We start from the raw sequence: 22,765 nt of genomic DNA, 5'->3' as shown, positions 1-22,765 counted from the left end.
GCCCGCTCCGTCGGCCCCGTCCACCGAGGACGGGGCCGACGTGTCAACGGACCAGGTCCGAGAAGACGTCCTGCCTGATGATCAGGCGTTCCTCGGCGTCGGCCGGGATGGCGAGCTCGACCCGGACCTCGGGTGCTCTGGTCCGGGAGACCTTCGTGCGACGGACCCGGCAGGTGACTCCAGCCCGTCGCAGGTCTTCGGCCATGACGACCTGGCCCTCGCGTTCCCAGCGGTGTCCGAAGGTCTCGCCGTTCGCTGCGATGACCCAATGCGGCTCGGTCCGTCGCGGGCCAGCGCTACCGCGCACGTACTCCCGTACGCGTACCGGCTGCGCACCCAGCGCGGCTACGGCCTGCCCTCGGAGCTCCCTGTACACGGCCTCTGGATCGGGGGCGCCCAAACCTCCGCCCGGACAACTCCGGCAGCGCAGGTAGGCATAGGTCCGGCCCTGCACCGAAGTCCGTTGGACGGTCATGTTCGTGCCGCAGTCCGTGCAGACCAGAACCCCGAGGAACGCGGTCGCGCCGCGAGGGCGGCGATGGGGCTGCGACTTGCTCCGCCGGTCGAGGGCGGTCTGGAGGGTGCGCCACTCGGCTTCCGTGAAGATCGGGTCCGCCACGCGGACAGGGAGGCCGGCCTTGTCGCGGACGATCCTGGACCGGCGCGTACCGCCATCCTTGTCCTCCGCGACCCGGAGCCCCATCAGTGCCGGGTTCCGCAGCCTTCTCAGAAGCGTGCTGGCCGTCCACTGTCCGCCTCCGCCGGTCGGGACCCCGGCGCGGCTGAGTACGGTGGTCATGCGACGTGCCGAGACTCCTCGCACTGCTGCGCCGTGGCACCACCGGAGCACGCGCTGCGCTCGCGGCTCGATGACCAGCTTCCCACTGCCATCGGTCGCGTACCCGTAGGGCGGCTTCCCCACGAGCCAGTCCGACTGCGTCCTGGCGTAGTCCCACAGGCTCGCCACCCTGGTCCTTGTTCCACCCGTCTCGATCTCCGCCAGGGCGCTGACGAGTTCTGCCGTGGCCTTGCCGAGCGAGGTGGAGAGGTCGATGGCGTCGTGCTTCGAGACGAGGTTCTTTCCATGGACCGAGCACCAATCGATCATGGTGCTGAGGTCGGTCACCCGTCTGACGAACCGATCCATCGTCCAGAAGAGGATCACGTCGAATTCCGGCACGCGGTCGTTCAGCCAGCGCCCGAGTTCCTTGCGCCGCCAAGGCGGGACCCGGGTGGCCGAGACGTTGAGGTCCCTGGCCACACCCACGACGCGCAATCCTCGTTCCCCGGCGAGGCGCCGCAGTTCGAGCTCCTGGCGCACAGGCGACGTGGTGTCCGCGGTGAGCGCCGACAGCCGCACCGATATCAGGGCGCGCGGGGCATCCGCAGGAAGCGCGCTCTCGGCCCCCCGGAGCTCATCGAGCATCGCCAGGTCCGGCTCTCTCCAGTGCACGCCAGCGTCGTCAACAAGTAGGACCTCCCGCCCCGCCCGGAATCAGCCCGGAGCGCCTGCCTCGTCCGCAGGTGCTCCGGCTGCCGACGGGATCCCGGTGAAGATCCGCGCCCCCGCTGCAACGGCACGGGGGCGTTCTTGTGTCCATGGGGGCATGGAACGCGTCACACGCCCCTCCGCCGGCCAGGGCGAAGGCTGCCTCACCGGGGTCCTCCGGGTGCCCGTCAAGATCGTCGCCGTGCTCGTCGTGCTGCCCGTGCGGGTGGTGTGGGAGCTGCTCGCCGCCGGGGCGCGGGCCCTGCACCGGCACCTGCTCGGGCCGCTGTGGACCCACGTCCTCGGGCCCGTCCTCCGCGGCACCGGGTGGGTGCTGGGCGTCCTGCTCAAGCTGGTCTTCGTCTGGCCGTGGGTCGGGCTGTGGCGGTACCTGCTCGCGCCCGCGGGCCGCGCCCTGTACGCGTACCTGCTCGCCCCCCTCGGGCGGGGCCTGCGGTGGCTGGGCTCCACCGGCCACCGCTGGCTGATCGCCCCGACCGGGCAAGGCCTCGTATGGCTGGGCCGGGCCGTGTACGGGTACCTGCTCGCCCCCCTCGGGCGGGGCGTGCTGTGGCTGGCCTCGGCCGTGTACCGGTACGCGCTCGCGCCGGCCGGCCGCGGGGTGCTGTGGCTGCTCCGCGCCGCCTGGGACCACCTCGTCGTTCCGGTGGGGCGGGCGGCCGCCTGGACCGCCGCGGCGGTGTGGCGGTGGGTCCTCGTCCCCGTCGGCACGGCCGTCGCCTGGGTCGCCCGCGGCGTCCACCGGCTGCTCCTCCTGCCGCTGTGGCAGGTCCTCGTCTGGGCCTGGCACGTGGCCGGCCGGATCGCCCGGGCCCTGTGGCGGGGGCTCTCCCTGGCCGCATGGGTGCTGGCGGGCTGGCCCTGCCGGCAGCTCTACCGGTACGTCCTCACCCCGGTCGGGCACGTGCTGCGCGACGCGTGGCGCACCCTGCGCACCACCGCCCGGCAGGTGCGGGCAGAAGTGCGCCGCGTCCTCCTCGGCTGACCGCCCCGGGAACCGGCGAGGTCAGGGGCGCGTAATCTGGGTAGTACGACAGCCACAGGCCGCATGCCCGCCCCGAGCACCCCCCGCCCCCCGAGGCGGGGGCGAGCCGGGGAGCGGGGCACGGCCGGCAGTCCCCCGGACCTCAGGGCGACGCGCGAGCCGCGGAGCCCCGCACAAGGAGAAGAACCCCTGGGCAAGCGACAGCCCGAAGGCCCGCCCCCCGCACCGGTGGTGCAGCGCATCCGACTGCGCTACACCAAGCGCGGCCGCCTCCGGTTCACCAGCCACCGCGACTTCCAGCGCGCGTTCGAACGCGCCCTGCGCCGCGCCGAGGTGCCGATGGCGTACTCGGCCGGTTTCACCCCCCACCCCCGCGTCTCCTACGCGAACGCCGCGCCGACCGGCACCGGCAGCGAGGCCGAGTACCTGGAGATCGCGCTCACGGAGCCCCGCGACCCGGAGAAGCTCCGCGAACTGCTCGACGAGTCGATGCCGGTCGGCCTCGACATCACCGACGCCGTCGAGGCCCGCACCTCCGGCCTCGCGGACCGCCTGACCGCCTCCGTGTGGGAGCTGCGGCTCGACGGGGTCGACTCCGGCGACGCGGCGCGCGCGGCCGAGGCCTTCCTCGCCGCCGAGCAGGTGGAGGTGCAGCGCCGCACCAAGAACGGCATCCGCACCTTCGACACCCGCGGCGCCGTCGCGGCACTGGAGGTCCTTCCTTCGCCGGCTGATAGGACGCCGGACAGTGCCTGTGCGATACTGCGGCTGGTTGTTCGGCATCTGACACCTGCCGTTCGACCCGACGACGTCCTGTCCGGTCTCCGAGCTGTGGCCGACCTGGCGCCGCCGGTCCCCGCAGCGGTGACCAGGCTGGCGCAGGGGCTCTTCGACGAGGAGTCCGGCACGGTGACCGACCCGCTCGCGCCCGACCGCGAGGCCGACACGGCCGCTCCACCCACGGCCGCCGTGGCTGCCGACGCGAAGGCGCCGGAAGGTCCCGCCGCGTAAGGGCGTCGCCGCCGCCGCGCAGCCCTGGCACTCGGGAGCCACCTGGGTCGGGCCGCGCATCGACCTGAAGACTTCCGCCAGGCCGTACGGACAAAGCGTACGGAACCGGCGGCCATGGACTACAGCTCCCGTGAGGCGAACGCGCCCCGGAGGCCGGCTCCGCGCCGACACGCGCGGAGCCGAGCCGGACCGGATGTCAGCCGCGGAGCCCGGGAGCGTGACGGGAGAACCGCCCGCATGCTCGACAACGAGAACAACAACACCCCCGCCGGCATCGACAACGGCAGCCCGAGCGACAACCTGCCGCCGCGCAGGCGCCGCCGTGCCGCGTCGCGTCCCGCCGGCCCGCCCGGTGCGACCGCCGCCGCGTCCGCGCCCGCCGCCGAGGCGGTCGAGGCCGCCCCTGCCGCCGCCCCCGAGGCCGAGGCCGCGCCTGCCGCCGCCCCGCCGCGGGCCCGCCGCCGTGCCACCCGCGCTGTATCCGCCCCTGTCGCCGAGGCCGCCTCCGCCCCGGTCGCCGAGGCCGCCGCCGTCGAGGCGCCCGCCGCTGTTGAGGCGCCTGCCGCTGTTGAGGAGGCTGCTGCTCCGGCTCCGCGCACGCGCCGCCGTGCCACCCGCGCCACCTCCGCCCCGGCCGCCGAGGCCGCCGCCGTCGAGGCGCCTGCAGCCGTCGAGGAGGCTGCTGCTCCGGCTCCGCGGACCCGCCGCCGGGCCACCCGTGGGACGTCCGCTCCGGCTGCCGAGCCTGCTGCCGTGGTGGAGGCTCCCGCTGCTGCCGTGGAGGCTTCGGCCGCGGTTGAGGAGGCTGCTGCTCCGGCTCCGCGGACGCGCCGCCGTGCCACCCGCGCCACCTCCGCTCCTGTCGCCGAGGCCGCCTCCGTCGAGGCTCCTGCCGCAGAGGCGCCCGCCGCCGTCGAGGCTCCGGCCGCCGTCGAGGAGGCTGCTGCGCCCGCTCCGCGGACCCGCCGCCGTGCCACCCGCGCCACCTCCGCCCCCGCCGCCGAGGCCGCTGCCGCCGCCGTCGAGGCGCCCGCCACCGAGCCCGTCAAGCAGGAGGCTCCCAAGGCCACCGTCACCGTGGCCGACGCCGTCGACGCGCCCAAGCGCGGCCGCCGCCGTGCCACCCGCGCCGCCGCCCCGGCCGCCCCCACCCCCGCCGCCGAGGCGCCGGCCGCCCCCGCCGCACAGCCCGCGTCCGAGGAGCCCGCCGCCCCGGCGCGCTCCCGCCGCGCCGTGCGCCCCGCCGTCCCCGTGTTCCAGGCGCCGGTCTTCACCGAGCCGATGTTCCAGACCCCGGAGACCGCCGCCCTCGCGGCCGCCGCCGCTGCCGCCGAGGCCCAGGCCGAGGAAGCCGACGAGGACGAGGAGGAGGCCGAGGCCGAGGTCGAGGCCGTCCAGGCCCCCGCCGCGCAGCCGTCCGGCCGCCGCCGCCGGCGCAGCCGCGGCGCCGTCGAGGCCCCCGCGGCCGAGGCCCCGGCCGCACCCGAGCCCGCCGACGAGGAGCCGGAGGCCGAGGCCGCCGACCTCGACGAGGACGAGGCCGACGACTCCGACGAGCGCCCGTCCCGCCGCCGCCGCCGCGGTGGCCGCCGTCGCCGCCGCGGCGAGGCCTCCGAGCTCGACGAAGCCGCCGAGGACGAGGCCGAGGCCGCCGACCAGGAGGCCGCCGAGGCCGAGGAGGACGAGGAGGAGGCCGAGGAGGCCGACGCCCTCGGCAGCACCTCCAGCCGCCGTCGCCGCCGCCGTCGCCGCCGCAGCGGTGACACCGCCGCGGACGCCGACGCCGCCGACGAGGACGGCGTACGCACCGTCGTCAAGGTCCGCGAGCCGCGCCCCGCACGCGAGAAGCCCGAGTCCGACGAGGTCCAGTCCATCAAGGGCTCGACCCGGCTGGAGGCCAAGAAGCAGCGCCGCCGCGAGGGCCGCGAGCAGGGCCGCCGCCGCGTGCCGATCATCACCGAGGCCGAGTTCCTCGCGCGCCGCGAGGCCGTCGAGCGCGTCATGGTCGTCCGCCAGAACGGAGACCGCACGCAGATCGGCGTCCTCGAGGACAACGTGCTCGTCGAGCACTACGTCAACAAGGAAGAGGCCACCTCGTACGTCGGCAACGTCTACCTGGGCAAGGTCCAGAACGTGCTGCCGTCCATGGAGGCCGCCTTCATCGACATCGGCAAGGGCCGCAACGCCGTCCTGTACGCCGGCGAGGTCAACTTCGAGGCGCTCGGCATGGCCAACGGGCCGCGCCGCATCGAGACCGCCCTGAAGTCCGGCCAGTCCGTGCTGGTCCAGGTCACCAAGGACCCGATCGGCCACAAGGGCGCCCGCCTGACCAGCCAGGTCTCGCTGCCCGGCCGCTACCTGGTCTACGTGCCCGAGGGCTCGATGACCGGCATCAGCCGCAAGCTGCCCGACACCGAGCGCGCCCGCCTGAAGACCATCCTCAAGAAGATCGTCCCCGAGGACGCCGGCGTCATCGTGCGCACGGCCGCCGAGGGCGCGAGCGAGGACGAGCTGCGCCGCGACGTCGAGCGCCTCCAGGCGCAGTGGGAGGAGATCCAGAAGAAGTCGAAGCAGATCACGACGTCGTCGCCGAGCCTGCTGTACGGCGAGCCGGACATGACCGTCCGCGTCGTGCGCGACATCTTCAACGAGGACTTCTCGAAGGTCATCGTCAGCGGCGACAGCGCCTGGGAGACCATCCACGGCTACGTCTCGCACGTCGCCCCCGACCTGGCCGGCCGCCTGCAGCGCTGGACGTCCGAGGTCGACGTCTTCGCCACGTACCGGATCGACGAGCAGCTCGCCAAGGCGCTCGACCGCAAGGTGTGGCTGCCCTCCGGCGGCTCCCTCGTGATCGACAAGACCGAGGCGATGGTCGTCATCGACGTCAACACCGGCAAGTTCACCGGTCAGGGCGGCAACCTCGAGGAGACCGTCACCCGGAACAACCTGGAGGCTGCCGAGGAGATCGTGCGCCAGCTGCGGCTGCGCGACCTGGGCGGCATCGTCGTCATCGACTTCATCGACATGGTGCTGGAGTCGAACCGCGACCTGGTCCTGCGGCGCATGCTGGAGTGCCTGGGCCGCGACCGTACGAAGCACCAGGTCGCCGAGGTGACCTCGCTCGGCCTGGTCCAGATGACCCGCAAGCGGGTCGGCCAGGGCCTGCTGGAGTCCTTCTCCGAGACCTGCGTCCACTGCAACGGGCGCGGCGTGATCGTCCACATGGACACGGCGTCCGCGGCCGGCGGCAACGGCGGCAAGCGCGCCAAGCGGCGCGGCGGCCGGGGCCACGAACACGAGGTCGAGGCCGTGGAGACCGCCGGGACGGTCGCCGTGGCCGAGCCGGAGGCGGAGAGCGAGGCCGAGGTGGCCGCCGAGGTGGCCGCGCCGGTCGCGCTGCCCGAGCCGGCGTTCGCCCCGGACGAGGAGCTGTACAGCAGCGTCGCGGAGGCGGAGGCCGCGGCCGGCGTCAGCAGCCGCCGCAACCGGCGCCGCGCCACGCGCAAGGCGACCGCCGCCGCGGGCGCCCCGCGCGCAGCTGCTGCTCCGGCTGCCGCGGCTGCGGTCGAGGCCGCGCCGGCGCCGGTCGTCGAGGTGGAGGCCGAGCCGGTCACCGCGCCTGCCGACACGGTGCTGGAGCCGGCCGCGGAGGCCGTCGCCGAGGCCGTGGCCGCGTCGGAGACGGTCGAGGCCGAGCCGAAGGGCCGGACGCGCCGCCGCGCCACCCGCAAGGCGACCGCGCCGGCGACTGCGGCCCCCCAGCCGGCCGCCGAGCCGCAGCCCGAGCCGGCCGCCGCGGCCGAGCCCGAGCCGCAGCCCCAGCCGGCCGCCGCGGCCGAGCCGGAGCCGGCCGTCGAGCCCGAGCCGGCCGCCGAACCGCAGCCGGAGCCCGCTCCGGTCGAGGCCGAGGCCCCCGCGGCCGCACCGGCCCGTCCGCGGCGCCGTGCCGTCCGCAAGGCCACCTCGCCCGCCGGCTCGCCGGCCGGCGCGGAGGCGGCGGTGGTCGTCGTCGAGACGGCCCCGTCGGAGCAGGCCCCGGCAGCCGCCGCCGAGCCCGAGGCCCCGGCCGAGGAGCCGGCCCCGGCCAAGAAGACGGCCCGCAAGACGGCCGCCAAGAAGGCCCCGGCAAAGAAGGCCGCCGCCAAGAAGACGACGACGGCCAAGAAGACCGCGGCCAAGAAGACGACGACGGCGAAGAAGACGACGGCGAAGAAGGCGACGAAGAAGACCGCGGCGGCGGAGCAGAGCGCTCCCTCCGCCGCGGCCTCCACCGACTCGGACGCCTGACCCGCCCGGGTCGCATGTCAACGGACCGCCCCGGCCCCGCACCCCGCGGGGCCGGGGCGGTCCCGTACCCCGCGGAAAGACGATGCGTTCCTCGACGCGTCGCCGGTCCGGGGCCGCGTCGTGGCGGCCGTCCCGGTTTGACCTCTTAAACCCGGGACCGTAATCTTGACCGTCGGCGTGTCTACGTGCGCGCCAGCCACTGAGCACCTCACCTCCCGGGCCGCTGCGCGGTCCGGGGGAGGCCGACCCGCGTTCTGCGGGAGACGGCTGGCTTCAGGGGTTCCCATCGAGCGAGAGAGAGATCCGCGTGTACGCCATCGTGCGCAGCGGTGGTCGCCAGCACAAGGTTGCTGTCGGCGACATCGTTGAGGTTGACAAGATTTCCACTGCCAAGGCTGGCGACACGGTCGAGCTCTCGACCCTGCTCGTTGTCGACGGCGACGCCGTGACCAGCGACCCGTGGGTCCTGGCGGGCATCAAGGTCCAGGCCGAGGTCGTGGACCACACCAAGGGCGCCAAGATCGACATCCTGCGCTACAAGAACAAGACCGGCTACCGCCGTCGCCAGGGTCACCGTCAGCAGTACACGGCGATCAAGGTCACGTCCATCCCGTCGGCCGCGAAGTAAAGAGGGACTGAGCAATGGCACACAAGAAGGGCGCATCGTCCACCCGGAACGGTCGCGACTCCAATGCCCAGCGGCTCGGCGTGAAGCGCTTCGGCGGTCAGGTCGTTTCCGCTGGTGAGATCCTCGTCCGCCAGCGCGGCACCCACTTCCACCCGGGCGCCGGTGTCGGCCGTGGTGGCGACGACACGCTGTTCGCCCTGCAGGCCGGCGCGGTGCAGTTCGGCACCCACCGTGGCCGCAAGGTCGTGAACATCGTTCCGGCCGCCTGATCCAGCTCCTGCTGATCAAGCGTTCGTAACTTACCGAGGGCGGATCCCAGCTCTTCCCGGCAGGTGCCGGGAAGAGAGGTCCGCCCTCGGCGCGTTTGCACGTACACACGTTTAATGGGACAGCAAGGCCTGTCCGGGACATCCCGTCTGTATCTGGAGGAACACCATGACCACCTTCGTGGACCGCGTCGAGCTGCATGTCGCCGCGGGTAACGGGGGCCACGGCTGCGCCTCCGTGCACCGGGAGAAGTTCAAGCCGCTCGGCGGCCCCGACGGCGGCAACGGCGGCCGCGGCGGCGACGTCGTCCTCGTCGTGGACCAGTCCGTGACGACCCTTCTGGACTACCACCACAGCCCGCACCGCAAGGCCACCAACGGCAAGCCCGGCGAGGGCGGCAACCGCTCCGGCAAGGACGGCCAGGACCTCGTCCTGCCCGTGCCGGACGGCACCGTCGTCCTCGACAAGGAGGGCAACGTCCTCGCCGACCTGGTCGGCCAGGGCACCACGTACGTCGCCGCCGAGGGCGGCCGCGGCGGCCTCGGCAACGCGGCGCTGTCCTCCGCCCGCCGCAAGGCCCCCGGCTTCGCGCTCCTCGGCGTGCCCGGCGCGACCGGCGACATCGTCCTGGAGCTGAAGACCGTCGCGGACGTGGCGCTCGTCGGCTTCCCGAGCGCCGGCAAGTCCTCGCTGATCTCGGTGCTCTCCGCCGCCAAGCCGAAGATCGCGGACTACCCGTTCACCACGCTCGTCCCGAACCTGGGCGTCGTCACCGCCGGCTCGACCGTCTACACGATCGCCGACGTCCCCGGCCTCATCCCGGGCGCCAGCCAGGGCAAGGGCCTGGGCCTGGAGTTCCTGCGGCACGTGGAGCGCTGCTCCGTCCTGGTGCACGTCCTGGACACGGCCACCCTGGAGTCCGACCGCGACCCCGTCTCCGACCTCGACGTCATCGAGGAGGAGCTCAAGCAGTACGGCGGCGGCCTGGAGAACCGGCCGCGCCTCGTGGTCCTCAACAAGGTCGACATCCCGGACGGCAAGGACCTCGCCGACATGATCCGGCCCGACCTGGAGGCCCGCGGCTACAAGGTCTTCGAGGTCTCCGCGGTCGCCCGCACCGGCCTGAAGGAGCTGTCCTACTTCCTCGCGGAGGTCGTCGCCAAGGCGCGCGCCCGCAAGCCGAAGCAGGAGGCGACCCGCATCGTCATCCGCCCGAAGGCCGTCGACGAGACCGGCTTCACCGTCACCTTCGACGAGGCGGAGGGCGTCTACCGGGTGCGCGGCGAGAAGCCGGAGCGCTGGGTCCGCCAGACCGACTTCAACAACGACGAGGCCGTCGGCTACCTCGCCGACCGCCTGAACCGCCTCGGTGTCGAGGACGAGCTGCTGAAGGTCGGCGCCCGCGCCGGCGACGGCGTCGCCATCGGCTCCGACGAGAACGCGGTCGTCTTCGACTGGGAGCCGTCCATGATGGCCGGCGCGGAGATGCTGGGCCGCCGCGGCGAGGACCACCGCATGGAAGCGCCGCGTCCGGCCGCCCAGCGCCGCAAGGAGCGCGACGCCCGCCGCAGCGACTCCGCACAGGACGAATACGACGAATTCCGTCCTTTCTGACCTGAATCATGCGGTCCGCGGGCGCATCGGGCGGCGGAGTTGAAGGGATGTTTACCCGGGTCGCCTAGGATCCACGGGGTGAGCAGCACGCAGCCCCCCAGTGTCTCCGTCGTCGTGATCGCCTACAACGACGCCGGGCTCGTGGGCGAAGCCGTCACCTCGGCTCTCGCCCAGGGCCCGGTCGTGGCCGAGGTCATCGCCGTCAACGACGCCTCGGCCGACGGCACCGCGGAGGTGCTGGACGGGCTGGCCGCCGTCCACCCGCGCCTGAAGGTCGTCCACCGTACGGAGAACAGCGGCGGCTGCGGTACCCCCCGCAACGACGGGATCGCCGCCGCCACCTCCCCGTACGTGCTGTTCCTCGACAGCGACGACGTCCTGCCGCCCGGGGCCGCCGAGGCGCTCCTCCGCGCCGCCGAGGAGCACCGCGCCCCGGTGGCCGTCGGTGCGTGCGTGCGCCGGGAGCTGCCCCAGCACCACGACACCCCCTGGGTGCCCGGCCTGTACCGGCACGGCGAGGTCGTCGACCGGCCGGCCGACCGGCCCGAGCTGGTCCGCGACACCCTCTGCGTCAACAAGCTGTACGAGCGGGCCTTCCTGGACAAGCACGGCATCCGCTTCCCCGACGGCCGGTTCACCTACGAGGACTTCGTCTTCACCGCCCGCGTCCTCGCCGCCGCGCCGCGCATCGCCGTCGTCGAGGACCTCGTCTACGTCTGGCACGTCCGGCGCAGCGCCGCCCAGGTGTCGATCTCCCTGGACCGCAAGGACGTCTCCAACTGGCGCTCCCGCATCGAGGCCCACCGCACCGCCGCCCGGATCCTCGCCGAGGCATCCCCGGAGCTCGGCCTCGCCTGCCGGGTGAAGTTCCTGGAGTACGACCTGCGCATGTACCTGCGCGAACTCGGCAGCGACCCCGGCTACCGGGCCGACTGGTGGGCCCTGACCCGCGACTACCTGGCCGGGTTCGACGAGGCCGCCGTCGAGGCTGCCGGTGCGCACGCCCGGTGGATCGTCCGCGTGCTGCGCGCCGCCGACGCCCCGCCCGCCGACCTGGAGCGGCTGACCCGGTTCGCCGCCGAACCGCCGCGGCTGCTGCCCCCGTACGCGACCGGCCCCGGCGGCCGGCCCGTGTGGAGCGACGCCCTTCCCGTCGAGCTGGACGGGCTGGAGGAACTGCCCGCCGCCGCCCTGCCCGCCACCGTCGAGGCAGGCGCCGGAGCCGGCGCCGCCGGCCTGCGGATCCGGGTGCACGACCTGTACGGGCGGCTCGCCGAGGCCGGGCCGCGCACCGTCCGGCTGCGGTTCGTGCCGCGCTCCGGCGGCGAGCCCCTCCTCGACCGGCCCGTCGACCTGCGCCCCGCCGCCGACGGCAGCGGCTGGACCTGTGACGTCCCCTTCCCGCTGACCGCGGTCGCCGCCGCCGGGCGCCGGCAGGGCCGCCGGGGCATGCAGGCCTGGGGCGTCGAGATCGACGTCGCCTTCGCCGACGGCACCGTCCTGGCGACCGCGCCCCGCCCCCTCGACGCGCTGCTGCGCCGCAGGGCGCTGCTGAGCAGCAGGTACGGTGTGCTGCTGGCGCAGCCGTACCGCACCGCCGGGGGTTCCCTGGCCCTGCGGCTCGCGCCGGGAGCCGCGGGCGCGCTGAGCTTCGTACGCAACCGCCTCCACCGGGCCCGCGCGGGCCGCGCGGCGGGATGACGCGGGCGGCGGCCCCGAAGGCCGCCGCCCGGACCCATGGAATGCACTCGGGAGAAACGCATGACTTTTCTGATCACCGGCGGCGCCGGCTACATCGGCTCGCACGTCGTCCGCGCGATGCTGCTCGCGGGTGAGCAGGTCGTCGTTCTGGACGACCTGTCCACCGGCAACGAGGACCGCGTCCCGGAGGGCGTCCCGCTGGTGATCGGCTCGGTCCTGGACCGCCTCGTCCTCGACGAGGTGATCCGCAAGCACAAGGTCACCGGCGTGGTGCACCTGGCCGGCAAGAAGCAGGTCGGCGAGTCCGTCGAGAAGCCGCTGTTCTACTACCACGAGAACGTGGAGGGCCTGCAGGTCCTGCTCGGGGCGGTCGCCGCGGCCGGCGTCCGGAACGTCCTCTTCTCCTCCTCCGCCTCCGTGTACGGCATGCCGGACGTGGACCTCGTCACCGAGGAGACCCCGTGCGCGCCGCTGAGCCCGTACGGCGAGACCAAGCTGGCCGGCGAGTGGCTGATCCGCGCGGCCGGCCGGGCGCACGGCATCGCGACGGCCTGCCTGCGCTACTTCAACGTGGCCGGCGCGGCCACCCCGGAGCTCGCCGACACCGGTGTGTTCAACCTGGTCCCGATGGTCTTCGAGCGCTTCGACAAGGGCGAGGGCGCCCGCATCTTCGGCGACGACTACCCCACCCCGGACGGCACCTGCATCCGCGACTACATCCACGTCGAGGACCTGGCCGAGGCGCACGTCGCGGCGGCCCGGAAGCTGCGCGAGTGGGCGGACGCGGGCGAGTACCGCGACCTGACGGTCAACATCGGCCGCGGCGAGGGCGTGTCCGTGCGCGAGATGGCCACCCTCCTCAACGAGGGCACCGGCCACGCGTACGAGCCGGTCGTCGTGCCGCGCCGCCCCGGCGACCCGGCCAAGGTCGTCGCCTCCGCCGACCGCATCCACGCCGAGCTGGGCTGGAAGGCGAAGCACGACGTCCGCGACATGATCACCTCGGCGTGGGCGGGCTGGGAGGCCAACCGCGGCAAGGCCGGGCACACGTCGGAGCGCTGAGGACCCGCCCGTCCCGGAGGACCGCCTGTCCCGGCCGTGACACGGCGGAGCCGCCCGCCCCGGTCCTCCGGGTCGGGCGGCTCCGCCGTACGGTGAGCGCCCCGCGCTCAGCGCTCCAGGAAGGCGAACAGCCGCTCCCACCGGTCGGTGATCTCGGCCGCGGAGTAGCGGCGCACCGCCCGGAAGGCCCGGTCGCCGAGCCGGTCCCGCAGCTCCCGGTCCGCCATCAGCGCGTCCAGGTGCCCGGCCAGCTCCATCGTGTTGCCCAGCCGGGCCAGCAGCCCGTCCTCACCGTGCCCGACGATCTCGCGCACGCCGGGCGCACAGTCGAACGCGACGACCGGCAGCCCCGCGGCCATCGCCTCCAGCAGGGTGATCGGGAAGCCCTCGGCGCGCGACGCCTGCGCGAACACCGACGCCCCGCGCAGCGCGCCCAGCACGTCGTCGGTGCTGCCGGCCCACTCCACGGAGCCGGACACCCCGAGGGAGGCGGCGTGCTCCCGCAGCCGCGCCTCCTCGACGCCCGCGCCGTGGATCCGCAGGATCCAGTCCGGGTGCAGCGGGGCCGCCTCCGCCCAGGCGTCGAGCAGCAGGTCCACGCCCTTCTCGAAGGCGAGGCGGCCCACGCTCACGACGACCTTCTCCGTGCGCGGCGCGGGTGAGTCCGGCATGAACGGCAGCGGGTTCGGCATGCTGGAGACGTTCTCCATGCCGGCCCGGATCCACAGGTCCGCGTCCTCCGGGGTGAGCACGAGCAGCCGGTCGACGTCGCGGTAGTGGCGGCGGACCCGCTCGCCGCGGGTCGACTTCTGGCTGGCCTCGAACGACTCGTGGCTCATGCCGATGACGGACAGCCCCTTGGTGTCGGCGAGCGCCACCCACTCCATCGCCCACACCTGCGTGACGATCACGACGCCGCCGGGCCGGGCCGCCCGCAGCAGGGTGCTCAGCTGCTCCGCCTTCTGCTGCATCAGGGTCCGCCGGGCGGCCTGGCGGCGCCGCTCGGGCGCGTTGAGCCGGCCCTTGATGCCGCGCAGGCGGCGGGCCTGCGGCGGGTGGGCGTCGTACAGGGTGGTCACCGCGTACGGCAGGTCCTGCGGCAGCCTCTGCCGGAGCTCCTCGGCGACGGGCGCGATGCCGACGAGGTGCACGCGGTGGCCGCGGTCGGTGAAGAGCCGGGCCATCTGGTGCGACCAGGTCGTCACCCCGCCGATCTCGTCGACGCTGTTGGAGACGATGAAGACGTCGCGGCCGCCGCGCTGTTCGAGGTCCGCTGCGGTCCCGGCGGTCTGCTGGCTCACTTTCCGCTCCTGGTGAAGAACTTCTCGACGATCCGGCGGGCTGCGTCGCCGCGGTCGTACTCGCCGAACTCGGTGAGGAAGCGCTGGCGCGCCTCCGCGTACTTGGCGTCCGCCTCGTCGAAGGCGGCGACGGCCTGGAAGAGCTCCTCGGCGGTGGCCACGACCGGCCCGGGGGCCTTCTCCTTCAGGTCGAAGTACGTGCCGCGGATGTCGCCCGCGTAGCTGTCGTAGTCGTACGCGAAGAACAGCATCGGCCGGTCCAGGACCGCGTAGTCGAACATCACGGACGAGTAGTCGGTGATCAGCCCGTCGGCGAGGGCCAGCAGCGGGGTGACGTCGTGGTGCCGGGAGACGTCGACGACGCGGCCCGCGACCGACGGCGGCAGGGAGACGCTGTTGAGGTAGTGCGTGCGCACCAGCAGGGTGAAGCGGTCGCCGAGGCGGTCCGCGAACTCCTCCACGTCGAAGGGGAACTCGAACCCCTCGACGGCGCCCTCCGCGTTGGCCCGGAAGGTGGGCGCGTACAGCAGCACCCGCTTGTCCGGGTCGATGCCCAGCTCGGCGGCGAGCGGGCCGCGGACCCGCTCCCCGCTCTGCGCCTCGGCGCGGTGCGCCTCCACGAGGGCGTCGTTGCGGGGGTAGCCGGCGCGCAGCAGGACCTCGTCGCGCAGGCGGAAGCCCTTGGCGAGGGTGCGGACGTCGTGCTCGGAGCGGACGAGGAAGTGGTCGAAGCGGTCCACGGCCGCCTGGAACCGGTCCTGGGCGGCGCGGCCCTGCGCCTTGGTGCGCGGCTCGTGGAAGCCCATCCGCTTGAGGGCCGAGCCGTGCCAGGTCTGGATGTACGTGGTGCCCTCGCGCTTGGTCAGGGCGAGGGGGAAGCCCTGGTTGTCGATCCAGAACTCGGCCTGGGCAAGGGCGCGCAGGTACTGCCAGCTCCAGCGCTTGACCAGGGTGGCCTCCTTCGGGAAGCCGGTCGGCTTGGCGCCCGCGTAGGACCAGACCGCCTCGAAGGGGACGCCCTGGCGGACCATCTCCTCGTAGATCGCCTTCGGGCTGTCGCTGTACTGCTTGCCCATGTGGCTCTCGAAGACGACCAGGCCCTTCCTGACCGGCAGCTTCGAGAAGACCTCGTGGTACACGCGGACCTTCTGCTCGCCCGAGCCGAGGTTCCGGCGGGCGCGCAGGGCCTTGCGCAGCCCGCGCTTGACGACGCCGGCGGCCTTGCCGTGCATGGCGCCGGTGATGAGGGCCTGGGTGCGGACGGCGGCGGGCCCCTCGGCGGTCAGGACGTAGGAGAGGTTGCCCTTCTTGGTGACCTCGGGCTCGAAGCGGTCGGAGACCAGCCGGGTGAGGCGGGGGCGGACCCGCAGGCGGGCCGCCGCATCGAGGTCGAGGCCGGCGGTGGAGACGCGGGTGACGATGCGCTCGCCGCCGGCGTCGAGGCGCAGGCGGACGTCCCAGACGGCGTCGACGATGCCGAGGGGGCGCACGGTGCCGGCGATGTCGGCGGTGGCGGTCCACTCGATCGTGTCACCCGCGTGTCGGACGGTTGCCGCAGGGAAGCTGAAGGAGCGGACGCCGATCTGCCGGCGGGCGCGCAGCTCCAGCACCGCGGAGAGCTCCGCGTCGGGGCCGATGCGGCGCAGCGGGTTCACGATCGATCCGGACAGGGTGACGGTGCCGCGGCCGTCGTCCTCGTAGGAGGTGAGGCGGTTGCCGAGGGTGAGGCCCGTGAGCGGGGTGGTGTGGAAGCCCTGCGCGGTGACGTCCAGTATCCGGCGGGCCTCGGTGTCGGCCGGGTCGTCGATGTGGTTCGCGCACCAGTAGACGCGGCCGTCGCGCTCGGCGAGCGGGGAGGTCAGCCGGCCCTTGTTGACCATGGCGTCGGCGGCCGGGAGGAGGTTGTCCCAGTCCTCCTTGCCGAGCAGGTAGGCGCAGATCGCCTGGAGGTGGGTGACGTGCTCGTAGGCGGCGGGGTCGATGGTGGCCAGGTAGCCGTTGGCCAGGCGGGCGAACTCCTGGCGGTAGGCGTCGCCGAGCAGCGGCAGGTCGCGCAGGTGCAGCACGAGGTCGTGCTTGAGGAACTTGGCGTCCTTCGCGGTCTTGATGTCGGTGTAGCCCTTGGAGGCCAGCAGCTCGTCGACCCGGCGGTGGATCTCCATGCGGTGCACGAAGTTGGCGATCTCGTGGCGCCGGTTGCTGATCGACTTCGAGGCGGCCTTCTCGACGACGTTCCAGCGGTAGACCTGGTTCGGGATCAGCGTGATGCGGCGGGCGGCGACGTACGCCTGGGCGGAGAACAGCAGGTCCTCGTAGTGGATGCCGACGGGGAACTCCAGGCCCTGCTCCAGCAGGAAGGAGCGCCGGTAGCACTTGTTCGTCGACAGCGTGTCGTAGACCAGCAGGTCGGGGAACTCGGTGATCGACTCCAGGGTGCGGGTGCGGGAGTAGATCCACGGGTACCACTCGGTGGTCTTGCCCCAGCGGTTGTCGAGGTGCACCCGCACGCACATGCCGGAGACCAGGTCGGAGCCGGTCCGCTCGGCCGCTTCCAGCATGTTGCGGCAGGCGTTCCGCTCCAGGACGTCGTCGCTGTCGAGGAACATCACGTAGGTGCCGGCGGCCTGCCGGATGCCGTGGTTGCGGGGGGCTCCGCAGCCGCCGCTGTTCTCGGGCAGCCGGAAGGCGCGGACCCGGCCGGGGTGGGCGGCTTCGAGCTCCTGTGCGACCGCGTACGACCGGTCCTTGCTGCAGTCGTCGACGATCACGACTTCGACCCCGTGCAGCGTCTGGTCCAAAACCGACCGGACGGCTGTCGGCAGACGCTCTTCGTCGTTGTAGACGATGACGACCACGGAGACGTCAGGCACGTGCACCTCGATCCCTTCGTTCCATTCCGCTTAACCCGTCAAAGCTACCGTGTGCCGCAGGGATCTCAGGCAGGCCGACCCTCGGCGTGCATACTTTTGAGGAAAGGCGCGTGGCTGGTCCGGTGGTCGTCCCTCACCCGTTCGGACCCCCGCAGGAAGTGTTCATGACGAAGCTGTCCGTAGTGGTTCCCTGCTACAACGAAGAAGCCGTGATCGACAGCTTCGACCGGGAGATCCGCAGAGTGCTGGACTCCCTGCCGGTCGAGTACGAGGTCTGCTATGTGGACGACGGCAGCCGCGACGGAACCCTCGGCAAACTCCGCAAGATCGCGGCCGAGTACGCGGACTCCACCCGCTACGTCTCCTTCAGCCGGAACTTCGGCAAGGAGGCCGGCATGCTCGCCGGCCTGCGCGAGGCCTCCGGCGACGCCGTCGTGATCATGGACGCGGACCTCCAGCACCCGCCGGAGCTCATCGCCACCATGCTCGACTACCACCGGCAGGGCCACGACCAGATCATCGCCCGCCGCAACCGCGAGGGCGACAAGCGGCTCCGCTCCGCCCTCAGCCGCCTCTACTACCGCGGCGTCAACCGCTGGGTCGACGTCGAACTCACCGACGGCGTGGGCGACTTCCGGATGCTGTCGCGGTCCGCCGTGGACGCGCTGCTGTCGCTGCCGGAGTACAACCGCTTCTCCAAGGGCCTCTTCTCCTGGATCGGCTTCGACACCGTCCACTTCGACTACCGCAACGCCCGGCGGGAGGCGGGGGAGACCAAGTGGAGGTTCGGCTCCCTGCTGAACTACGCCATGGACGGGCTGATCTCCTTCAACAGCCGGCCGCTGCGCATCGGCATCTGGGCGGGCGCGTCGCTGGTGGCGCTGACCGCCGTGTACGCCCTGTGGGTGGCGGTCGCGGCCATGACGCGCGGCGTGGACGCGCCGGGCTACGTCACCCTCGTCGCGATCATCGTGGGCATCGGCGGCGTACAGATGGTCATGCTGGGGCTGATCGGCGAGTACATCGGGCGCATCTACTACGAGACCAAGCGCCGCCCCCACTTCCTCGTGAAGGAGTCCCACGGCGCCGACGTCCGGCCGCGCCCGGCCGCTGCCGCCGCTGCCGCCGCGGTGCTGCGCGCCGAGCGCGAGCGCGGCGGACCCGCGGCGGCCGGACCGGCGCCCCTCACCGCGGACGGGGAGGTGCCCCGCACGTGAGAGACCACCTCGGCCAGATCTTCCGCTTCGCGCTCGTCGGCGCCGTCAACACCGGCACCTTCTTCGGGATCTACCTGCTCCTGCACCCGTGGATGCCGTACTTCCTCGCCTACACCCTGGCCTTCCTGCTGGCGATGGTCGGCTCGTTCTTCATGAACACCTACTTCACCTACCGGACCCGGCCGAGCTGGAGGAAGTTCCTCCTCTTCCCGCTGACGAACGTCACCAACTACGTGATCCAGTCGGCGGGCCTCTACGCCCTCGTGGCCTGGGCCGGCATGGACACCCGGATCGCCCCGCTCGTCGCGGCCGTCGCCGCCATCCCCTTCACGTTCCTGCTCTCCCGGAAGATCCTCGTCCCCGGCGGCCGCGCAGCCGCCGGGCAGCCGGAGCCGGCCGGCAGCTGCCCCGAACCCCGCTGACCCCGAACCCCGCCGACCCCGCAGACCGCGGCGCGGCCGGAGGCCGCCGTCCACCCTCCGAAACCCCGGAGCGGCGGCCTCCGCGCACCCCGTAGATTGAGATGACAGACGTACCGGCAAGGCGAGGGGCAAGGGGACACACGTGTCAGCGGCTAGGCAGGGCGTCGTCGACGCCCGCAGGATCGTGGTCAAGGTCGGCTCCTCCTCCCTGACCACCGCGGCCGGCGGACTGGACGCCGACCGGGTGGACGCACTGGTCGACGTACTGGCCAAGGCCCGCAGCGGCGGCGAGAAGGAGATCGTCCTCGTCTCCAGCGGCGCCATCGCCGCCGGCCTCGCCCCGCTCGGCCTGCGCCGCCGCCCCACCGACCTCGCCCGGCAGCAGGCCGCCGCCAGCGTCGGCCAGGGCCTCCTCGTCGCCCGCTACACCGCCTCCTTCGCCCGCTACGGCGTCCGCGTCGGCCAGGTCCTGCTCACCACCGACGACACCAGCCGGCGCGCGCACTACCGCAACGCCTACCGCACACTCGACCAGCTGCTCGCCATGGGCGCCCTGCCGGTCGTCAACGAGAACGACACCGTCGCCACGGACGAGATCCGCTTCGGCGACAACGACCGCCTCGCCGCGCTCGTCGCCCACCTCGTCCGCGCCGACCTCCTCGTCCTGCTCTCCGACGTCGACGGCCTCTACGACGGCGACCCCTCGCTGCCCGGCACCAGCCGCATCGACCAGGTCCGCGGCCCGCAGGACATCGCGCACGTCTCCATCGGCAGCGCCGGCAAGGCCGGCGTGGGCACCGGCGGCATGGTCACCAAGGTCGAGGCCGCGCGCATCGCCGCCGCCGCGGGGATCCCCGTCGTCCTCACCTCCGCCAGCCACGCCGCCGACGCGCTCGCCGGCCGCGAGACCGGCACCCACTTCCACGCCACCGGCCGCCGCTCCGCCAACCGGCTGCTCTGGCTCCAGCACGCCTCGACGCCCCAGGGGCACCTCGTCCTCGACGAGGGCGCCGTCCGCGCCGTCACCGAGCGCGGCAGCTCCCTGCTGCCCGCCGGCATCGCGGCCGTCGAGGGCGACTTCACCGCCGGCGACCCGGTCGAGCTGCGGGGCCCCGACGGACGGGCCGTCGCGCGCGGCCTCGTCAACTTCGACGCGAAGGAGCTGCCGCGGCTTCTCGGCCGCTCGACCCGCGAACTTGCCCGGGAACTCGGTCCCGAGTACGAGCGCGAGGTCATCCACAGGGACGATCTGGTCCTGCTGCAGGGCTGAGGTTCGGCAAAACAGCCGCGCGGCGGCCCGCGGGCTGGTCAACTGTGAAAGGCCCGACAACGCGTGGTGCAGACAGGAGGCGGCTGGTGAGACGAGCGCTGACCAGCATCAACGGCGGCGGGGACGAGCCGGCCGAGGCCTCCCGCCTCTGGCACGTCACCCTGAGCGTCTCCGGCAAGCCGGCGCCGCTGTCCGAGGTGCGGCGCGGCCTGGAGCAGCTGGCCCACGACCACCCCTTCCTGCTGACCAGCAGATACGCCGACGACCACGCCGAGATCCGGTACTGGGAGGAGGCCCGCGACCTCCACGATGCGGCCGCCGTGGCGCTGCGGCTGTGGGGCGAGCACCGCTCCACCGCCCGGCTCCCCGCCTGGGAGATCGTCGGCCTGGAGGTCATCGACCGGGCGACCTACCACCTCCGCGTGGCGGAAGGCTACGGACCGCCGCCCGCGCACCCGGTGGGCGTCCACCCGTACTGAGCGGGCGACCGCCGCCCGCCGTCCCGCCGAGCGTCCCGCCGCACCGCACCCGCCCGGTGCGGGCGGCGGTACGCACGGCTGGGGACGCGGCCGGGAGGGCCCGGTCCGCCCCGCGTCTCGCGGGGTGGGAGGGCCGGCCGGGCGGGCCGCGCCGGGGACTACCCTGGGCGGCATGACCTCGCTCGATGCCACGGCCTCGCCCGTCCTCGCCGCCGCCCGCCGCGCCCGCACCGCCGCCGCGGCCGTCGCCCCGCTCCCGCGGTCCGCCAAGGACACCGCGCTCCTGGCCATTGCGGACGCCCTGGAGGCCCGTACCGCCGAGATCACCGCCGCGAACGCCGTCGACACCGACAAGGCGCGCGCCGCCGGCACCAGCGAGACCGTCATCGACCGCCTCACCCTCACCCCGGAGCGGATCCGCGCCATCGCCTCCGACGTCCGCGACGTCGCCGCCCTCCCCGACCCCGTCGGCGAGGTCGTCCGCGGCTCCACCCTCCCCAACGGCATCGACCTGCGGCAGATCCGCGTCCCGCTCGGCGTGGTCGGCATCATCTACGAGGCCCGGCCCAACGTCACCGTCGACGCCGCCGCGCTCTGCCTCAAGTCAGGCAACGCCGTCCTGCTGCGCGGCAGCTCCTCCGCCTACGCCTCCAACACCGCGCTCGTCGCCATCCTCCGCGACGCCGTCGAGTCCGCCGGCCTGCCCGCCGACGCGGTCCAGCTCGTCCCCGGCGAGTCCCGCGACTCCGTCCGCGAGCTGATGCGCGCCCGCGGCCTCGTCGACGTCCTCATCCCGCGCGGCGGGGCCTCCCTCATCAAGACCGTCGTGGAGGAGTCCACCGTCCCGGTCATCGAGACCGGTACCGGCAACTGCCACGTCTACGTGGACGCGCAGGCCGACCTCGACATGGCCGTGGAGATCCTCGTCAACTCCAAGGCGCAGCGCCCCTCCGTCTGCAACGCCGCCGAGACGCTCCTCGTCCACCGCGACATCGCCGACGCCTTCCTGCCGCGCGCCCTCGACGCCCTCGCCGACGCCGGCGTCACCGTCCACGGCGACGCGCGCGTCCTCGCCGCCGCCGAGGGCTCGAAGGCCACCGCCGTGCCCGCCACCGACGAGGACTGGGCCGCCGAGTACCTCTCCTACGACATCGCCGCCGGCGTCGTCGACTCCCTCGACGACGCCGTCGACCACATCCGCCGCTGGACCTCCGGCCACACGGAGGCGATCGTCACCACCTCGCAGGCCGCCGCCCGCCGCTTCACCCAGCTGGTCGACTCCACCACCGTCGCCGTGAACGCCTCCACCCGGTTCACGGACGGTGGCCAGTTCGGCTTCGGTGCCGAGATCGGCATCTCCACCCAGAAGCTGCACGCCAGGGGCCCGATGGGCCTGCCCGAACTGACCTCCACCAAGTACATCGTCACCGGTGACGGCCACGTACGGTAACCGCTCGCCCAACACGGAGTGGCCGGATTTCGGCGGACACCCTGCCCAAAGCGGCCCCCCAGGTCTACGCTGGTCCCGTGCCGGACGACGTGGGGGGCAGGTACCCGGACGACGGGGAGCCCGACGACGACCGCGGAGGCGTTGAGTTCGACTTCGCCGCCGTGGTGCTCGACGAGGACTTCGTCCGGAGCGCGGAGCTCCATGAACCCAGCGCCGCCGAGCGGCAGCGGGCCGCCGACCGCGCCCGCGCCGAGGCGGAGGCCGCGCGGGCCGTCGCGGGCGGCTGGACCTCCGACGACGACCACGACGGGTACGGCTACGGCCGCCCCGGCGGCTACGGCATCGACGAGCCCGGCTGGGAGCACCACTACGCCCACGGCTACCCCGAAGGGCCCTACGGCACCTACGGCGGCAGCCTGCGCCCCTACCGCGGGCGCTCCCCGTGGCTCCGCCCCGTCGCCTGGGTCCTCGCCTTCGTGATGGGCCTCGGCATGGTCGCGCTCGCCTTCAGCGCCGTCTACCGCAGCGCCTCCGGCGGCTCCGAGCCCGCCCCGGCCCCCTCCAGCACCCCGCTCAGGGAAGTCACCGGCGCCGGGGCGTTTATGGAACCCGCCGGCCGCCAACCCTGAAGGTACGGCCCCGCTCCGCCACGCGGGCAGGGGGCTTCTCTGGACCGGTGACAGCGGGG

Annotated in this window: 17 protein-coding genes; 14 read left to right on the top strand and 3 right to left on the bottom strand. The window is 73.5% G+C overall.

Features of this window, described 5'->3' with window-relative positions:
• Nucleotides 1–43: 43 nt before the first annotated feature.
• Nucleotides 44–1,426 (bottom strand): recombinase family protein, encoded by a 1,383-nt coding sequence (locus C0216_RS25510; protein WP_114058905.1) that lies wholly within the window; start codon nucleotides 1,424–1,426, stop codon nucleotides 44–46.
• A 181-nt stretch (nucleotides 1,427–1,607) separates the two neighbouring features.
• On the opposite strand from C0216_RS25510, the gene C0216_RS25505 reads away from it, so the two are divergent.
• The 8 genes from C0216_RS25505 (at nucleotide 1,608) to galE (ending at nucleotide 13,068) form a co-directional block, all read left to right on the top strand.
• Nucleotides 1,608–2,495, top strand: coding sequence for a hypothetical protein (locus tag C0216_RS25505; protein WP_114057539.1), 888 nt, complete (start codon nucleotides 1,608–1,610; stop codon nucleotides 2,493–2,495).
• Nucleotides 2,496–2,726: 231 nt separating this feature from the next.
• Complete coding sequence (locus C0216_RS25500; RefSeq protein WP_114058904.1) at nucleotides 2,727–3,506, top strand: TIGR03936 family radical SAM-associated protein; 780 nt, start codon at nucleotides 2,727–2,729, stop codon at nucleotides 3,504–3,506.
• Between the two features lie 237 nt (nucleotides 3,507–3,743).
• Nucleotides 3,744–7,796 carry an Rne/Rng family ribonuclease gene (locus tag C0216_RS25495; RefSeq protein ID WP_114057538.1) on the top strand — a complete coding sequence of 1,351 codons (4,053 nt, stop codon included), beginning with the start codon at nucleotides 3,744–3,746 and terminating at the stop codon, nucleotides 7,794–7,796.
• A gap of 307 nt (nucleotides 7,797–8,103) precedes the next feature.
• Nucleotides 8,104–8,424 (top strand): 50S ribosomal protein L21, encoded by a 321-nt coding sequence (rplU, locus tag C0216_RS25490; RefSeq protein WP_114057537.1) that lies wholly within the window; start codon nucleotides 8,104–8,106, stop codon nucleotides 8,422–8,424.
• Between the two features lie 14 nt (nucleotides 8,425–8,438).
• Entirely contained in the window at nucleotides 8,439–8,693 is a 255-nt protein-coding gene (rpmA, locus tag C0216_RS25485; protein WP_008738950.1) for a 50S ribosomal protein L27, read from the top strand.
• Between the two features lie 166 nt (nucleotides 8,694–8,859).
• Entirely contained in the window at nucleotides 8,860–10,305 is a 1,446-nt protein-coding gene (gene obgE / locus C0216_RS25480) for a GTPase ObgE (RefSeq protein WP_114057536.1), read from the top strand.
• Nucleotides 10,306–10,383: 78 nt separating this feature from the next.
• Nucleotides 10,384–12,006 carry a glycosyltransferase family 2 protein gene (locus C0216_RS25475; protein WP_114057535.1) on the top strand — a complete coding sequence of 541 codons (1,623 nt, stop codon included), beginning with the start codon at nucleotides 10,384–10,386 and terminating at the stop codon, nucleotides 12,004–12,006.
• A 60-nt stretch (nucleotides 12,007–12,066) separates the two neighbouring features.
• A complete protein-coding gene (gene galE / locus C0216_RS25470) occupies nucleotides 12,067–13,068 on the top strand; it encodes a UDP-glucose 4-epimerase GalE (protein WP_114057534.1) in 1,002 nt (333 codons plus the stop codon).
• Nucleotides 13,069–13,175: 107 nt separating this feature from the next.
• On the opposite strand, the gene C0216_RS25465 is transcribed toward galE, so the two are convergent.
• Both C0216_RS25465 and C0216_RS25460 read right to left on the bottom strand, forming a co-directional pair.
• Nucleotides 13,176–14,369 (bottom strand): glycosyltransferase, encoded by a 1,194-nt coding sequence (locus C0216_RS25465; protein WP_114057533.1) that lies wholly within the window; start codon nucleotides 14,367–14,369, stop codon nucleotides 13,176–13,178.
• Nucleotides 14,366–17,245: a bifunctional glycosyltransferase/CDP-glycerol:glycerophosphate glycerophosphotransferase gene (locus tag C0216_RS25460; RefSeq protein ID WP_114057532.1), complete on the bottom strand. Its 2,880-nt coding sequence runs from the start codon at nucleotides 17,243–17,245 to the stop codon at nucleotides 14,366–14,368. The genes C0216_RS25465 and C0216_RS25460 overlap by 4 nt, the downstream gene beginning before the upstream one ends.
• 158 nt (nucleotides 17,246–17,403) lie before the next feature.
• On the opposite strand from C0216_RS25460, the gene C0216_RS25455 reads away from it, so the two are divergent.
• The 6 genes from C0216_RS25455 to C0216_RS25430 all read left to right on the top strand — a co-directional run bounded on the left by C0216_RS25455 (nucleotide 17,404) and on the right by C0216_RS25430 (nucleotide 22,706).
• Nucleotides 17,404–18,456, top strand: a complete 1,053-nt coding sequence (locus tag C0216_RS25455) for a glycosyltransferase family 2 protein (RefSeq protein WP_114057531.1) — start codon at nucleotides 17,404–17,406, stop codon at nucleotides 18,454–18,456.
• Nucleotides 18,453–18,878 carry a GtrA family protein gene (locus tag C0216_RS25450; protein ID WP_114057530.1) on the top strand — a complete coding sequence of 142 codons (426 nt, stop codon included), beginning with the start codon at nucleotides 18,453–18,455 and terminating at the stop codon, nucleotides 18,876–18,878. The genes C0216_RS25455 and C0216_RS25450 overlap by 4 nt, the downstream gene beginning before the upstream one ends.
• A 142-nt stretch (nucleotides 18,879–19,020) precedes the next feature.
• On the top strand, nucleotides 19,021–20,148 hold the full coding sequence (gene proB / locus C0216_RS25445) for a glutamate 5-kinase (protein ID WP_114057529.1): 1,128 nt from the start codon (nucleotides 19,021–19,023) through the stop codon (nucleotides 20,146–20,148).
• Between the two features lie 44 nt (nucleotides 20,149–20,192).
• Nucleotides 20,193–20,627 carry a hypothetical protein gene (locus C0216_RS25440; RefSeq protein WP_114057528.1) on the top strand — a complete coding sequence of 145 codons (435 nt, stop codon included), beginning with the start codon at nucleotides 20,193–20,195 and terminating at the stop codon, nucleotides 20,625–20,627.
• A 172-nt stretch (nucleotides 20,628–20,799) separates the two neighbouring features.
• Nucleotides 20,800–22,077, top strand: a complete 1,278-nt coding sequence (locus C0216_RS25435; RefSeq protein WP_114057527.1) for a glutamate-5-semialdehyde dehydrogenase — start codon at nucleotides 20,800–20,802, stop codon at nucleotides 22,075–22,077.
• Nucleotides 22,078–22,154: 77 nt separating this feature from the next.
• Nucleotides 22,155–22,706: a hypothetical protein gene (locus C0216_RS25430; RefSeq protein ID WP_246042686.1), complete on the top strand. Its 552-nt coding sequence runs from the start codon at nucleotides 22,155–22,157 to the stop codon at nucleotides 22,704–22,706.
• The last annotated feature ends 59 nt before the right edge of the window (nucleotides 22,707–22,765 follow it).

It is taken from the genome of Streptomyces globosus (assembly GCF_003325375.1).
Taxonomy (GTDB): Bacteria; Actinomycetota; Actinomycetes; order Streptomycetales; family Streptomycetaceae; genus Streptomyces; species Streptomyces globosus_A.
Note: the sequence above shows the minus strand (reverse complement) of the source record. Positions and strands in the feature narration are given on the sequence as shown.

Coding starts and splice junctions, on each gene's coding strand:
- C0216_RS25510 (WP_114058905.1), bottom strand. CDS start 1,426: ATGCTCGATGAGCTCCGGGGGGCCGAGAGCGCGCTTCCTGCGGATGCC.
- C0216_RS25505 (WP_114057539.1), top strand. CDS start 1,608: ATGGAACGCGTCACACGCCCCTCCGCCGGCCAGGGCGAAGGCTGCCTC.
- C0216_RS25495 (WP_114057538.1), top strand. CDS start 3,744: ATGCTCGACAACGAGAACAACAACACCCCCGCCGGCATCGACAACGGC.
- rpmA (WP_008738950.1), top strand. CDS start 8,439: ATGGCACACAAGAAGGGCGCATCGTCCACCCGGAACGGTCGCGACTCC.
- obgE (WP_114057536.1), top strand. CDS start 8,860: ATGACCACCTTCGTGGACCGCGTCGAGCTGCATGTCGCCGCGGGTAAC.
- galE (WP_114057534.1), top strand. CDS start 12,067: ATGACTTTTCTGATCACCGGCGGCGCCGGCTACATCGGCTCGCACGTC.
- C0216_RS25455 (WP_114057531.1), top strand. CDS start 17,404: ATGACGAAGCTGTCCGTAGTGGTTCCCTGCTACAACGAAGAAGCCGTG.
- C0216_RS25435 (WP_114057527.1), top strand. CDS start 20,800: ATGACCTCGCTCGATGCCACGGCCTCGCCCGTCCTCGCCGCCGCCCGC.